Origin of the sequence: Enterococcus sp. DIV1316a, assembly GCF_050536915.1 — a bacterium.
In the GTDB taxonomy this organism is placed as follows: domain Bacteria; phylum Bacillota; class Bacilli; order Lactobacillales; family Enterococcaceae; genus Enterococcus; species Enterococcus faecalis.
Genome location: NZ_CP172913.1, coordinates 976,866 through 991,452, shown reverse-complemented (window position 1 = coordinate 991,452; position 14,587 = coordinate 976,866). Strand labels below are relative to the sequence as shown.

The 14,587-nt window shown below is 36.1% G+C and carries 15 protein-coding genes; 5 read left to right on the top strand and 10 right to left on the bottom strand.

What is annotated here, in order from left to right; translation table 11 throughout:
• The first annotated feature begins 125 nt into the window (after nt 1–125).
• A complete protein-coding gene (locus IGL56_RS04885; RefSeq protein WP_002385983.1) occupies nt 126–1,037 on the top strand; it encodes an LCP family protein in 912 nt (303 codons plus the stop codon).
• 52 nt (nt 1,038–1,089) lie between these two features.
• Here IGL56_RS04885 and IGL56_RS04880 read toward each other — a convergent pair whose 3' ends face one another.
• The 3 genes from IGL56_RS04880 to IGL56_RS04870 form a co-directional block, all read right to left on the bottom strand.
• On the bottom strand, nt 1,090–2,433 hold the full coding sequence (locus tag IGL56_RS04880; RefSeq protein WP_002357926.1) for an NADH peroxidase: 1,344 nt from the start codon (nt 2,431–2,433) through the stop codon (nt 1,090–1,092).
• A 185-nt stretch (nt 2,434–2,618) separates the two neighbouring features.
• Complete coding sequence (locus tag IGL56_RS04875; protein ID WP_002357928.1) at nt 2,619–3,311, bottom strand: response regulator; 693 nt, start codon at nt 3,309–3,311, stop codon at nt 2,619–2,621.
• A complete protein-coding gene (locus IGL56_RS04870; RefSeq protein WP_010815959.1) occupies nt 3,292–4,842 on the bottom strand; it encodes a Spo0B domain-containing protein in 1,551 nt (516 codons plus the stop codon). Before IGL56_RS04870 ends, IGL56_RS04875 begins: the two co-directional genes overlap by 20 nt.
• 147 nt (nt 4,843–4,989) lie before the next feature.
• On the opposite strand from IGL56_RS04870, the gene IGL56_RS04865 reads away from it, so the two are divergent.
• Both IGL56_RS04865 and IGL56_RS04860 read left to right on the top strand, forming a co-directional pair.
• On the top strand, nt 4,990–6,315 hold the full coding sequence (locus tag IGL56_RS04865) for a 2-hydroxycarboxylate transporter family protein (RefSeq protein ID WP_002357930.1): 1,326 nt from the start codon (nt 4,990–4,992) through the stop codon (nt 6,313–6,315).
• A 31-nt stretch (nt 6,316–6,346) separates the two neighbouring features.
• Nucleotides 6,347–7,516 (top strand): NAD(P)-dependent malic enzyme, encoded by a 1,170-nt coding sequence (locus tag IGL56_RS04860; RefSeq protein WP_002365520.1) that lies wholly within the window; start codon nt 6,347–6,349, stop codon nt 7,514–7,516.
• A 72-nt stretch (nt 7,517–7,588) separates the two neighbouring features.
• Here IGL56_RS04860 and IGL56_RS04855 read toward each other — a convergent pair whose 3' ends face one another.
• The 4 genes from IGL56_RS04855 to ireB all read right to left on the bottom strand — a co-directional run bounded on the left by IGL56_RS04855 (nt 7,589) and on the right by ireB (nt 9,969).
• The gene (locus IGL56_RS04855; protein ID WP_002385984.1) at nt 7,589–8,437 is read right to left on the bottom strand and encodes a helix-turn-helix domain-containing protein; all 849 of its coding nucleotides are present in this window, start codon (nt 8,435–8,437) and stop codon (nt 7,589–7,591) included.
• A 500-nt stretch (nt 8,438–8,937) separates the two neighbouring features.
• A complete protein-coding gene (locus IGL56_RS04850) occupies nt 8,938–9,243 on the bottom strand; it encodes a DUF1292 domain-containing protein (protein WP_002357933.1) in 306 nt (101 codons plus the stop codon).
• Between the two features lie 37 nt (nt 9,244–9,280).
• Nucleotides 9,281–9,703, bottom strand: coding sequence for a Holliday junction resolvase RuvX (ruvX, locus tag IGL56_RS04845; RefSeq protein WP_002357936.1), 423 nt, complete (start codon nt 9,701–9,703; stop codon nt 9,281–9,283).
• Nucleotides 9,700–9,969 carry a regulatory phosphoprotein IreB gene (gene ireB, locus IGL56_RS04840; protein ID WP_002357937.1) on the bottom strand — a complete coding sequence of 90 codons (270 nt, stop codon included), beginning with the start codon at nt 9,967–9,969 and terminating at the stop codon, nt 9,700–9,702. The genes ruvX and ireB overlap by 4 nt, the downstream gene beginning before the upstream one ends.
• Before the next feature lie 435 nt (nt 9,970–10,404).
• Between ireB and IGL56_RS04835 the strand changes: the two genes are divergently transcribed.
• Nucleotides 10,405–11,157, top strand: a complete 753-nt coding sequence (locus IGL56_RS04835) for a threonine/serine exporter family protein (RefSeq protein ID WP_002357938.1) — start codon at nt 10,405–10,407, stop codon at nt 11,155–11,157.
• A 5-nt stretch (nt 11,158–11,162) separates the two neighbouring features.
• On the top strand, nt 11,163–11,666 hold the full coding sequence (locus IGL56_RS04830) for a threonine/serine exporter family protein (protein ID WP_065813835.1): 504 nt from the start codon (nt 11,163–11,165) through the stop codon (nt 11,664–11,666).
• Nucleotides 11,667–11,717: 51 nt separating this feature from the next.
• Here IGL56_RS04830 and IGL56_RS04825 read toward each other — a convergent pair whose 3' ends face one another.
• The 3 genes from IGL56_RS04825 to IGL56_RS04815 form a co-directional block, all read right to left on the bottom strand.
• Complete coding sequence (locus IGL56_RS04825; RefSeq protein WP_002357940.1) at nt 11,718–12,584, bottom strand: TIGR03943 family putative permease subunit; 867 nt, start codon at nt 12,582–12,584, stop codon at nt 11,718–11,720.
• Nucleotides 12,585–12,602: 18 nt separating this feature from the next.
• Nucleotides 12,603–13,517 carry a permease gene (locus tag IGL56_RS04820; protein ID WP_002357942.1) on the bottom strand — a complete coding sequence of 305 codons (915 nt, stop codon included), beginning with the start codon at nt 13,515–13,517 and terminating at the stop codon, nt 12,603–12,605.
• 210 nt (nt 13,518–13,727) lie between these two features.
• Nucleotides 13,728–14,534: an MBL fold metallo-hydrolase gene (locus IGL56_RS04815; protein ID WP_002357943.1), complete on the bottom strand. Its 807-nt coding sequence runs from the start codon at nt 14,532–14,534 to the stop codon at nt 13,728–13,730.
• Between the last annotated feature and the right edge of the window lie 53 nt (nt 14,535–14,587).

The window sequence follows — 14,587 nt, the reverse complement described above, 5'->3', positions numbered from 1 at the left end:
TAATGCAAAATACCTTAAAGTTTTATAGTCTTTCAACAATTATTATATACTTCTTCACTAAAAATTAGTAAGATTAACCTATAAGAAAAAAATCACAACCTGTGATAAATTATTGGAGGAAAAATATGTCAAAAGGGAAGAAAATTTTTGCCATTATCTTTGGAATTATCTTGGTTCTATTTCTTGCAGTTGTTGGAATGGGAGCAAAACTTTATTGGGATGTTTCTAAATCAATGGATAAAACCTATGAAACAGTAGAACGATCTAAAAAAAGTCAGGTCAATTTAAACAATAAGGAGCCTTTTTCTGTTTTATTATTAGGGATCGATACAGGCGATGATGGGCGTGTCGAGCAAGGTCGTTCGGATACAACAATTGTTGCAACAGTTAATCCTCGTGACAAGCAAACAACCTTAGTCAGTCTTGCTCGCGATACCTATGTTGATATTCCAGGTCAAGGAAAACAAGATAAATTGAATCACGCCTATGCTTTTGGTGGCGCATCTTTAGCAATGGACACAGTTGAAAACTATTTAAACATACCTATTAATCATTATGTTTCAATTAATATGGCTGGTTTAAAAGAATTAGTCAACGCGGTTGGCGGAATCGAAGTGAACAATAATCTGACTTTTTCTCAAGACGGGTATGATTTTACGATTGGTAAAATTTCATTGGATGGTGAACAAGCACTCTCCTATTCAAGAATGCGTTACGAAGATCCTAATGGTGACTACGGCCGCCAAGAACGTCAAAGAAAAGTGATTGAAGGCATCGTCCAAAAAGTCTTAAGTCTTAATAGCGTGAGCAACTATCAAGAAATTTTAACAGCTGTTTCTGATAATATGAAGACAGATTTAAGTTTTGATGACATGAAAAAAATTGCCTTAGATTATCGCAGTGCCTTTGGTAAAGTGAAACAAGACCAACTTCAAGGTACTGGTTTTATGCAAGATGGTGTTTCCTATCAACGTGTGGATGAACAAGAATTAACTCGTGTCCAACAAGAGTTGAAAAATCAATTGAATACAAAATAAAAATAAAACCCACGAGTACTATAAATACTCATGGGTTTTATTTTCTCTTCTATTAACGTTCTTGTTTCACCGCTTCTAAAGCCGCTGTATTAATAATATTCCAAGGTTTGTCAAACGCTGGTTGGAAGAAGAAATCCGCATAGGCTAAGTCTTCAATCGTCATTTTGGCTTGAATCGCTAATGAAATAGCATTAATGTTTGCAGTTAAATCTGCTTTCGACATTAATTGAGCGCCTAAAATTTGTGTTGTTTCAGGATCATACACTAATTTAAACCAAGCTTTTTGTTTGTCTGGATTAAAGTCCATCAAGTAGTCTTCTACTACTGTCACCGCTTTTGTTTCTTTTCCTAATTTTTGAGCCATGACTTCGTTAATCCCTGTTGAAGCAAATTTATAATCAAAGACGGCCAAGCCAGAAGATCCTTGAACACCAGGGAAAGGTTTAACTGGTTCCTCTAGGTTTTTCACAGCAAAGCGACCTTGTTTACGAGCATTCGTTGCTAAGGCAATATTTACTTCTGTGTCTGCAGGATTGTATTTAATTAACGTAGCATCCCCTACTGCAAATACATCTGGCTCACTTGTCCGCATGTATTCATCCGTCTTGATTAGGCCATTCGGATGTAATTCTAAGGTACCTTTTAACCAAGCAGTGTTTGGACGGACACCAACCGCTACAACGACCAAATCAGCATCGTACGCATTTTTATCTGTAACGACTTTTTGCACACGACCGTCGCCTTCGTAACGTTCAACTGTTTCACCAGTTGCAATGGTAATGTTATTGGCTTCCATCTCTTCTGTTAAAACATCTGTAAATTCTTTATCTAGATACACCCCTAATGGACGATCTAAAATATCAATAACGGTAACCTTTTTACCGGCTTTTGCAAATGCTTCGGCAGCTTCAATCCCAATATAACCACTACCAATCACAACCACATTATTGACTTCTGGATCTACTGTTTTTTGTTTTAATTTAATGGCCCATTGACGACCACGCATCAAGTAAATATTATCCAAATCTTTACCTGGAATATCTAATTCAAATGGGACAGCTCCGGGACTGATGATTAATTTATCATAATTTTCAACACGTTCTTCACCTGACACTAAATCTTTCACTGTCACTTGATGTTCTTTTGGTTGAATCGCTGTAATTTCAGTATTAGAAAAGACATTCACACCACGACTCTCCATTTTTTCGCCAGTCATATAGCGAACAGAATTAACATCTTTCACTTTTCCTTCTAGGTACAACTGCATGCCACAAGACAAGAATGAGATAAAATCACCTTTCTCATACCATTGAATTTCTGCATCAGGATGAAGATTTAGTAATTCCTCTACCGCTTCATAACCTCCATGTGATGATCCTAAAACAATAACTTTCATCGCTCGTTCCTCCCATATAATATTATTTCTTACATAATAAAGAATATCATATATTCTCAAAAAATAACAAATAATATCCTCTTTTCCATTCTCAATTAAGTTCTTTAAATGAGAATAAAAAGGAGTATCCTCTGTATTTCGCCACTTTTCAATTACTTTTTTTATTTACTAAAAAATAAAAAATACTAAATTCTCCGATACGATTGATAGGGACGCCCCACTTTTAAATAGCTATTTTTACTTTCTAAAAGGTTATTCTTTTCTAGAAACAACACATATTTGCGAACAGAAACATGTGAAAGCTGACTTGCTTCTGATAATTCTTGAATCGTAAAATAGTCGGTAAATTCGTCTATTTTTTTTAACAATAATTGTAATGTTGCTTGTGTTAGTCCTTTTTCTAAGGACAGGTTTTGAAGAGCTTGTTCATTTTTACGTGCGTTTGTCTGTGAAGAATGAAACAATTGGTCCACTTTTGTTTGCGAAAGCTCCTTCGTTTCCAGCGTGAATTGAGCAGCTTTTTTCTGATAGTTTTCGATACTTTGTTGAAATCGCTCAAAAGAAAAGGGTTTAACTAAATAGTCTAAAACGCCTAAATGTAAGCTTCGTTTAACGTTTTCCAACTCATTGGCAGCCGTAATCAGGATAACTTCTGTATCAATTTTTTCATCTCTAATTGTTGCCAGATAGGTCAAGCCATTGCCATCTTTTAAATGAACATCTAATAAAACAAGTGCTGGTTGTTTTTCTTTCGTTAGTTGTAGACCTTCAGCAATTGTTGCCGCCGTAAAAATAGTCGGTTGGTGAATTAATTTTTCAAGATATTTTTGATGTATATATGCAACCATAGGATCGTCTTCAATAATCAATAGGTTCATTTTCCTCTGCTCCTTCGTAATGAACATTTATGCGAAGGACAAGCCAATTGTTTTGTTGGTTTTCCCAAGTCAATGTCGCTTCCGCATTCTCTAATAATCTTGCCAAATAAGAAGTGAAAAACTCTTGCTCAAAGCGTTCCAGTTGTTCTTTTGGATAAGCAAACGAATAAGTCGTCGTCAAACTTCCTGGCTGATAATCAATGGTTTCAATGATCTCTTCTGGTAACGTTTGCTCCATCAGGAAACGATGAATATAACGGTAGATAGCAATCAAATTTTGCGTATCTTCATCTCGTTTATTTGGTGGAATTTCTGGATAAATTTCAATAGCTAATTGTGTTTTAATTTCTGCAAACTTGATTCTTTCCCCACTTAAAAAACCTGCTAGAATAGGATTTCTGACCAAAATAGCTAAGCGCTGTGCAAATTCCTTTTCTGGTTTCAATAAATCGGCTAGATAATGTTTTAGCGCCTCATAATCTTCTAAATCGACTAAGCCATAAATGACATGCATCTTATTCATAAATTCGTGTGATTGACTTTGTAATGCCGAAGCATATGTTGTTGTGCTGACAAGCTGTTCTGCGACAATAAACGTTTCCGTCGCATTTTTCAGAAAGATAACATGCCCAATTGTTTTTTTATGGACATTAATCGGGGCGATTGAGACGAAATAATCCTGGCCATTTTGGCGATAGAATTGCTCTGTTTTTGAATGTACGATTAATTTTTTAGGAGATAAAACCAATGCTGAAAGTTTCTTTCCTAGTAAATTTTCTTCACTATTTGTTATATTATGATACATTTTAGTCGCCTCAATATTTGCTAATAAAATATTTTGATCGGTATCAATCACAAGGATTGCGTCTTTCGTTTCCTCAAGCATGGCGTTTCGCTCTTCTAATAAACGAGCAATTTCTCTTGGCTCTAAATCGTGAAGTTGTTTTTTTAAATAATAAGAAACTACGATGGCTAATATAAAGCCAAAACCAACACTTAAAAGGACACTCACTGTGTAATCATTTTTTGTTCGTTCAATCAATTGTGAAAGCGAGGTCATTTTAATGCCCATTGCCACAACCCCAATTTGTTTTCCTTGATCATAGACTGGGACAAAACCTCGTAATGATTCTCCTAAACTCCCTTGACTAACAGACAAATGTTCCTCCCCTTTTAATGCTCGCACTTCATCGCCACCTTCAAAATGCTTACCTATTTTTTGGCGATCAGGATGTGTTAAACGAATCCCCTGCATATTCATAATCACGATAAAATCCAACTGATGGATTTCACCTAAACGAACCGTATACGCTTCCAATTCATCTGAATAGTGATCATTCTTTAAGGCTTCAATAACATTCGGTTCAATAGCCAACTGTTCCCCGACGGCTAAAAGTGCTTGCTCTTGGTTTTTACGAACTTCTTTAATTGTTTGGACCGTCGTTACTCCATAAAAGAAAGTAATCATAATAATTAATGTTGCAATAAAAATCACTGATAAGAAGCACCATAATTTCCCGCCACGCTTCATTCCATCCCTCTTTTCTCTTCAAATAAAGTATAGCATAGGAAGATTTGGTTAAAAAACTTTTCTTTAGTTAAATTAATTAAATAATCTACTCTACAGAAAACGTTTACATTATGATGAATATAGATTAAAGTTATAGGAGGAAATAGCATGGAAAAGAAATTGCACGCAACAGCTGCTAATGAAACAGATTGGCGCAACAAATTAACCAAAACGAGGATTGGTTCGGTTACGTTACCTGTTTATCTTGTAACAGCTAGCATTATTCTTGTTACGGCTCTATTAGAACAACTACCAGTCAATATGTTAGGTGGTTTTGCCGTAATTTTAACAATGGGTTGGTTACTTGGAACAATTGGTGGAAATATTCCTATTTTGAAACATTTTGGCGGTCCCGCAATTTTATCTTTATTAGTACCATCAATTATGGTCTTTTTCAATTTACTCAACCAAAATGTCTTAGACTCAACAGATATTTTAATGAAACAAGCAAACTTTCTCTATTTCTATATTGCATGTTTGGTCTGTGGAAGTATCCTTGGAATGAACCGCAAAATTTTAGTCCAAGGTTTAATGCGCATGATTGTCCCGATGGCATTAGGAATGATTTTAGCAATGGGTGTTGGGACCCTAGTTGGAACGCTGTTAGGTCTCGGTTGGAAACATAGCCTTTTCTATATTGTCACTCCTGTTTTAGCTGGTGGAATTGGTGAAGGCATTCTTCCTTTATCCCTTGGTTATAGTGCCATTACTGGATTGCCAAGTGAACAATTAGTGGGGCAATTAATTCCCGCAACCATTATTGGTAATTTTTTTGCTATTATGTGTTCTGGTTTACTTAGTCGTTTAGGAGAAAAACGCCCTGAACTTTCTGGACAAGGTCAGTTGATTAAAATTACCAATTCAGATGATTTAAGTGATGCTTTAGAAGAAGACAAAGCACCAATTGATGTAAAATTAATGGGCGCTGGTGTTTTAATTGCGTGTACCTTATTTATTACAGGCGGTTTATTGCAACACTTAACAGGCTTTCCTGGTCCTGTTTTGATGATTGTTGTCGCAGCCTTTTTAAAATACTTAAACGTAGTACCGAAAGAAACCCAACGCGGATCAAAACAGCTTTATAAATTTATCTCTGGCAATTTTACGTTCCCGTTAATGGTCGGCTTAGGTATGTTATATATTCCTTTAAAAGATGTCGTAGGAATGCTTAGCTGGCAATATTTTGTTGTGGTAATTAGTGTCGTTTTCACTGTTATTGCTACAGGATTTTTCGTTTCACGCTTCATGAATATGAATCCCGTTGAGGCTGCCATTGTCTCCGCTTGCCAGAGTGGTATGGGTGGGACTGGCGATGTGGCTATTTTAAGTACAGCCAATCGAATGAACTTAATGCCGTTTGCACAAGTTGCGACACGATTAGGCGGTGCCATTACAGTAATAACAATGACTGCTATTTTTAGAATGCTTTTTTAACTATAAGTGAATTATTTAGGAGGAAAATGATATGTCAACAAAAGATGTAAAAGAATTAGCGATTGAGCAAGCAAAAAAATTTGGGGGGAAATTAGAAGTCTGCCCTAAAGTTCCGATTGAAACAAAAGCAGATTTAGGAATTGCCTACACACCAGGTGTTGCGGCTGTTTCTTCTGCCATACATGAAAAAAAAGAACGCGCTTACGAATTAACAACAAAGAAAAACACCGTCGCCGTTATCAGTGATGGTTCAGCAGTTTTAGGTTTAGGTAACATTGGTCCTGAAGCAGCGATGCCTGTCATGGAAGGAAAAGCTGCATTGTTTAAACGCTTTGCTGGTGTGGATTCGATTCCCCTTGTTTTAGATACACAAGATACCGAAGAAATTATTCAAACGGTGAAATTTTTGGCTCCAACCTTTGGGGGAATTAACTTGGAAGATATCAGCGCTCCTCGTTGTTTTGAAATTGAACAGCGTTTAATCGATGAACTAGATATTCCCGTTTTCCATGATGATCAACACGGGACAGCGATTGTTGTTCTAGCGGCTTTGTACAACAGCTTAAAATTAATCAACAAGAAAATAGAGGACATTCATGTGGTAATCAACGGCGGTGGCTCCGCTGGTCTTTCGATCACAAGAAAATTTTTATCTGCTGGTGTAAAACATATTATCATTGTTGACCGTGCAGGGATTCTGAGCGAAACAGATACAGCTCTGCCACCACACCACGCAGAAATTGCGAAGCTAACCAATCGGGAACATCGTACTGGTGATTTAGCTACTGCTCTTGAAGGCGCTGATGTCTTTGTTGGTGTTTCGGCACCAGGTGTTTTAAAACCCGAGTGGATTCAACAGATGAATGAGCAGCCAGTTATTTTTGCAATGGCTAACCCAGTTCCTGAAATTTTTCCTGATGAAGCTTTAGCGGCAGGCGCTTATATTGTCGGAACTGGTCGTAGTGACTTTCCGAATCAAATTAATAATGTGTTAGCCTTCCCTGGTATCTTCCGTGGTGCCTTAGATGCTCGGGCGAAAAAGATTACGATTGAAATGCAAATTGCCGCTGCCAAAGGTATTGCAAAATTGATTCCCGATAATGAACTCACGCCGACCAATATTATTCCCGATCCATTCCAAGAAGGAGTCGCAAAAGTCGTCGCCGAAAGCGTCCGTAACGCTGTCAAAGAAACAAATTAAAAAGAGAAAAAAAGAACAACCTAACTCCTCTTGAGTTAGGTTGTTCTTTTTAAAATCTGAAACGATAATTCATTATTTAAAACTGATGTTAAACTCTTGCATATCTTTTTCAATATAAGTAAGTAATTTTTTATTTTCAAAGAAACGTGTAAAGTAGTACGCAATACGATAATCTTCAACAGCATCTAGTCCTAGCATTTGTTTATTAAACGCTTTTTCGTATAATAAGCAATCTAAAGAGTAAATAGAACTGTGTGTCCGATTAATTTCGATTCCTTTATCACTTAATTCAATACTCTTTGCATAGTCTTTAATTAATGAATAGAATTTTGCGGTATTATAATAAATACGGCATTGCTCTAATGGATAATCTAATTTGAATTCGCTTAGCAATTGTAAAGATTTATCGTAATAAACTTTTGCTTTTTCAATATCATCTTCTAATTCATATAAAATACCGATCGCATTCATACTCAAAATATTATAAATATTAATATCACGACTAATTTCAGAACCACGATGTAAATAGAACAATGCTTCGCTATTATTTTTCTTACCTAATAAACTCGTAATTCCTTTATAATAGAAAAATTTTGTTTCTAAAATTCTGTTTGAACTTTCGATATCATCTGGATAGTCTTTCAACAAATCATAGGCTTCATCGTGCTTAAAGTAAAAGCATAATTCTTCTACTTTATTTAATAAGCTTTCGAGTTTTTTCTCACTAGAACCTTCGATACATTCTTCTACTTGTAAGTCTAAACGTAGACATACAGATGAGAAAATGTCTAAACTGTCACACACATTTTTGTTTTCAATGTTACTAATTGTTGCTTGTGTACAAATTCCTTTTGCCAATTCAGCTTGCGATAATTTTTTCTTTTTACGCGCTGTTTTGATTTTTTCTCCCGCTACTCTCACAGTCAAAACTCCAATCTTTCTATTTTTTTTGTATTAAACATACCATCATTTTACAGATAATGTTATAATGAAGCTATCATAATAAAGGAGGTGAAATATATGTTTGATTTACTTGCTTTATTAACTGGAATTTCAGTTCGTGGCAATGCACCACACCAATAATTACGTGTTTGTTTAACTGAATTTCTGACGGCTCTACCTATGCCAGTAGGTGGAGCCATTTTTTTATTTAATATTATAAAATTAACAGTATTTCCAAAACCTCATACTTAGTATAACACAAATTATAAATTATGCTAGATAGTTACCAAATTAACGTCATTACAAGGATGTTACGTTTTTACAACATCTTGTAAAACTAGACAATGCTGTCCTTCTTTATCCACCACACTCAATGATAGTGATAGTATCTTATGATAGAAACAACATGTACATTATAACAATTATTATTAAGAAAGCTACTTCTCAATAGGAGAAGTAGCGCTTCTCTCGTTACAGTTTTACTCTTCTTCTTCAGCCATGAATGTATTGAAAACTTCTTCAATCATATCCCATTCAGCGTCTGTTTCGATTTGCTGTAAATCGCCTTCTGTACCTTCTGCGTTTTCCACATAGGAGTAAGCTTGCAATTCAACATCTTCATCCTCAGGAATTCCTGCTGGATATAATAAAACATAATTTTTACCGAATTCTTCTTGACCGTCAACAGTTAGTAAGATCTCGTATAATGTTTCATTTCCTTGTTCGTCTACTAAAGTAATGTGTTCATGTCCTTCGTGATCATGATCGTGGTTGTGTTCTGTCATTCTTCTTCTCTCCCTTGATGTATTCAAAGCTCGATAATTATCGGCTATGTGCATCTAAATAATTTTGTAGAATCATTACTGCCGCTAGTTTATCAATGACTTTTTTTCTTTTGGCTCTTGAAGCATCTGCTTGCTCCACCAAGAAACGCTCTGCTTGGACAGTTGTTAATCGTTCATCTTGATAGTCAACAGGTAATTGAAATAATTCTTGAATCTTATCACCATATGCCATGGATGCTTCAGCTCTAGGACCGATGGAATTATTCATGTTTTTCGGTAAACCTACGACAAATTTCGTGACTTCGTATTCTTTCACCAATTCACCTAATCGCTCAAAACCGAAGTTCTCTTCCTCTTCATTGATGCGAATAATTTCGATGCCTTGTGCTGTCCAACCTAATAAATCACTAACAGCCACACCGACTGTCCGTGAACCTACATCTAGCCCCATGATCCTCATTTGATATCGATTCCGTGGTTCGCTAAGTAATATTTGGTTAATTCTTCCATGATTTCATCACGTTCATGACGACGAATTAAGTTTCGAGCATCTTGATAACGAGGAATGTAAGCCGGGTCCCCAGAAAGTAAATACCCTACTATTTGGTTAATAGGATTGTATCCCTTTTCTTCTAATGCCCGATATACGGTTTCTAACGTTTCACTGATTGCTTTTTTTCGATTATCATCAAAATCAAAGCGTACTGTTTCGTCTGTAAAACCCATTTTACTACACCTCACTTCTACTTTTATACAATTTCATTTTACTAGAAAAGAACCGAAACTACAAACAAAATTTCTTCTCCTTCTCTCTTTTTTGTTATTTCTTAGTCTTTTATTAATAAAGGCTTCGTAAAAAAATGACAGCCATCGATAATTTTAAAATTATAAAAACAAATACACAACTTTATAAAACAAGAATAAAACTCTGCTAAATCGCCAGAATATCACCTTTCCCTCCAATTCATTTTGCGAAAAAATCGACGTTTTTCTTTTAAAAACTTTTAAATATCTATGATTAAATAATATCAGCCTTTTAATGTTACAATTCGCTAACAATCTGTTTACGATGTAAATTTTCGATTGCAGCTGTTATTTATTTCCTCTTTTTGGTTCGTTTGTAGTACACTAGAAGAAAATACATAAAGTGAGGCTTGCTCAATGACTCCTGCTCATTTGGATTTACTTTTAGAAACCTGTTTGTTAGCTGGTAAAATTATGATAGAAAGCGATGCAGAAATGTACCGTGTTGAAGATACAATGAGCCGAATTGCGCTTGCTTCTGGCAACTATCGAATGGTTAGCTATGTGACACAAACCGGGTTATTTGTTGGCATAGATGGAACCTCCACGATTCGTATGGTTCAAGTAATGAAACGTGGCATTGATTTAGAAAAAATCTCTCGTGTGAATCAGCTGTCTCGTGCTTATGTGGCTGGTGATTTTTCTTTAGAGGAATTACTGAATAAACTAAAAGTGATAGATAGTGAACACCGACATTTTCCAATTAGCGCACGCATTGTTAGTGCGGCCGTTGTCAGCGCTACAATTATGATTCTTTTTGGTGGTGTCTGGTCCGATTTATTCTTGACTTTTCTGATTGGTGGTTGCGGCTATAGTCTTTATTATTTTAGTTTAAAGTTTCTCAAGATTAAATTTTTATCTGAATTTTTAGCTTCGCTGTTTATTGGTGCAGCCGCTATTCTTTCAGTCAAATTGGGACTCGGACAATCACAAGATTTAATCATCATTGGTTGTGTCATGCCTTTAGTGCCTGGTGTGCAAATTACCAATGCTCTTCGCGATTTGCTAGCTGGACACTACTTATCGGGTGTTTCTCGTGGGACTGAAGCATTAATGACTTCAGGAATGATTGGTTTTGGCATTGCTTTTGTCTTTCAACTTTTCTATTAAAAGGAGTGACTTACTTGCTAGGAATCGTTTTGGTACAATTTATCTTTAGTTTTTTAGCTTCTGCGGCGTTTGCAGTTATTATTAATGTTCCTCGACGATCACTGGTGGCTTGTGGTCTAACTGGTAGTGTAAGCTGGATGCTTTATTGGGTAATCGTTGAAGTTTTTAGTGGGAATGCGGCATTAGGTTCCCTCATCGGTGCTGTCGGTGTTGCGGCAGTAAGCTATCTATTCTCAAAAATATTAAAAATGCCTGTCACGATTTTTAATATTCCTGGTATTGTTCCATTGGTACCTGGTGGCTTAGCCTATCAAGCTGTTCGGAATATCGTAATTGGCAATTATGAAAAAGGCGCCTATTTTACCGTGCAAGCTGTAATGATTGCTGCTGGGGCAATTGCGTTAGGCTTAGTCGCTTCTGAGGTTTTCAATCAGAATATCCGCAGCTTTCGAGAAAAAAGAGAATCTTTGGGTTTTATTCGTCGTAAGCGCAACAAAATTAAAAAATAGACAGCAAAAAAGTTGGTTGCTTCCATTTGATAAGGAAGCAACCAACTTTTTTTAAAAGGAACGATAGACATATTGATTTTTTGGTGCTTGATCTGCTTTGACTTTCTCCACTTGCACAGTTGGTATTTGCCGTTTAAACGGTGGATAATAGGACAACTCAACGGTTCCGGTAATCGTTACCCAATCATTGTTTTGAAATTGAGTATGTTCAGGAAAATGAACCAACAAGCCAAAAACGCCAGAATCAGCGACACAATGAATAATCCCAAAACGGAAGACAAACTGGTCAACACTTTCTTCTCGTTTTGAATTATAGACAAAGCCTTTATAAGAAATCCTTTTCCCTGCAAATTGACTTGGATAATTATAGATTAGTTCCATAATTTCCAAATAGTTTTCATCCGTAATTGAAATCACAGATTGGCCATCATATTGTTTCATGGCTTTTGCCATCTGCTTGTCATAATCCGTCTTATTGAAATACATACTTGTATCAGGTTTCAAATATTGCGTTTGCATATCAGGATCCCCTACTGATTCTTTACTTACTGGAAAGTTAAAGCCTTTTGCTTCAACAATTGTTGTGTCTAAACTAACTGTCGGAAATAATAAGCCAACAATCAACGGTAAAGAAAGTAGTAAATAGGCAAGCCCTCTTTGGCTGGGTTTTTCCAAATTATGCTGATGGCCATGATGTTCATGTCCCCCATGTTGGTGCATGTCTTCATGTTTTTTTTGCATTGATGGATCTGCTTGGTTCCACAAAATCAATTGGACAATCGCCATAATAAAAGCTAAAACCATTGATAAAACAGCTAAGTAATTATAATGAATATTGATATATTGGTTCAGTTCACCTGAAATTTGAAGATACATCATCAACCCCATATATCCAATTAAAATAATAAATCGTATCATCGATTGTAGGCCTCCTTTCTAAACTACTGCCGCATAAATAGTTACGACAAGCGCCACTATCAAAACAAATTGTACAATGAATGACATCTTAAAATAACGTTTCATCATCAATAAATTTTTAATATCTACCATTGGACCAAAAACTAGGAAGGCGACAATTGGTCCTGTTCCAAACAAACTCAAAAGAGAAGAACCAATAAATGCATCTGCTTCTGAACAAAGTGATAGAGTGGCAGCGATGACTAACATGACTAGAATCGCTAAAATCTTTGAATGGCCCAATTGCATAAGCGCACCAGTTGGGATATAGGTTTGCATGATTGCTGCTAACAAAGAACCAAAAATTAAATAACGACCCGTATCAAAAAATTCATCAATACTATGGGTTAACGCTGACCAGCCGTTTTTCCAAAATGAACGAGCTTCATCAACGTGTTCATGCGTATGAGCAACCTGCTCTTCTTTAATCTGCGCCAACTCTTTTTCTGTTAAAATTGATTCTTTTCGAAAATAAGCTAACCAAATGCCGATAACCCACGCGACAATCATACTGCCTAAAACTCGCCAAATCACAAATTTTGTTGCGCCACTAAAAGCTACGTATGTTGAGAATAGCACAATTGGATTAATGATTGGTGCCGTTAACATAAAAGCAAAAGCGGTATGTGTTGGTACATCTTTTTTAACAAATTGATGCACAATGGGTACGATCCCGCATTCACAAGAAGGGAAGAAAAACCCTAGGAAACTACCTACACAAATTGATAAAAATTTATTTTTAGGTAACACTTTTTTTACTCGTTCTGGTGTTAAAAAAACATGTAAAGCGCCTGAAATCAAGCAACCTAACATGACAAAAGGCAATGCTTCGATAATAATCGAAAGAAAAATAGTGCTCATCTGTAAAACAGAGTTTGGTAAAAATTGAAACATTATAGACCTCCCACTAGTAAAAATCTAGTTAACTATACTCCTAACACCAGACAAACACAAGTATTTGTCAAAAAATTAACTAAGAGTTTAAAAGTATTATCACCGATGTCTCTGTCAAACCAGCTGGATAAAAGAACAAAAAATGAGCATGGGACAAAAATCACTTTGGATTTTTGCTCCACGCTCAAAAACTGATAAACCACCATTATTCTAAATTTGAAATAACTCTGAGGCTGAATCGGGGTCTGTATCATATACCTTAAATGCTTCACCGACGCCTAAATCCTTTTGCTTCAAAGTAGACTCCATTGCCATTCGCGCATGAAGTTTTGTATTATTTTCTTTGCTAAGATGACCTAAATAAATGCGTTTTGTTTTATCACCTAACACATCCGCCATCACAAGAGCACCATCATCATTGGATAAATGGCCTTTATCTCCTAAAATCCGTTGTTTAAGACTCCATGGATAAGGTCCTGCTCGCAAAATTTCAATTTCATGATTGCTTTCGACTAAATAAGCATCCGCATTTTCAATCGTACCACGAATATGATCGCTACAATAACCTGTATCCGTTAGAACAACAAAGGAACGATTATTGCGATGAAAACGATAAAATTGAGGCGCAATCGCATCATGTGAGACACCAAAACTTTCAATGTCCATATCTCCCAAGGTCAAAACTTTGCCCATTTCAAAAATATGTTTTTGAGCGACATCGACTTTGCCAATCATGGGATCCATCGCTTGCCACGTTTTTTCATTGGCATAGACATCTAACTTATATTTTCGCGCTAACACGCCAACGCCGTGAATGTGATCCCGATGTTCATGTGTAACTAAAATCGCATCTAAATCTTCTGGTTTGCGATTGACTTCTGCTAACAGTGAAGTGATTTTTTTGCCACTTAAACCCGCATCTACTAATACTTTCTTTTGGTTGGTTTCAATAAAAAGGGAATTGCCTGTACTGCCACTGGCAAGAACACTGATATTAAAAGCAAACTCTGAATCCATTTAAAACTCTTCCCTTCTACATTACAACATTAACGTGTTTCATTATACAACGG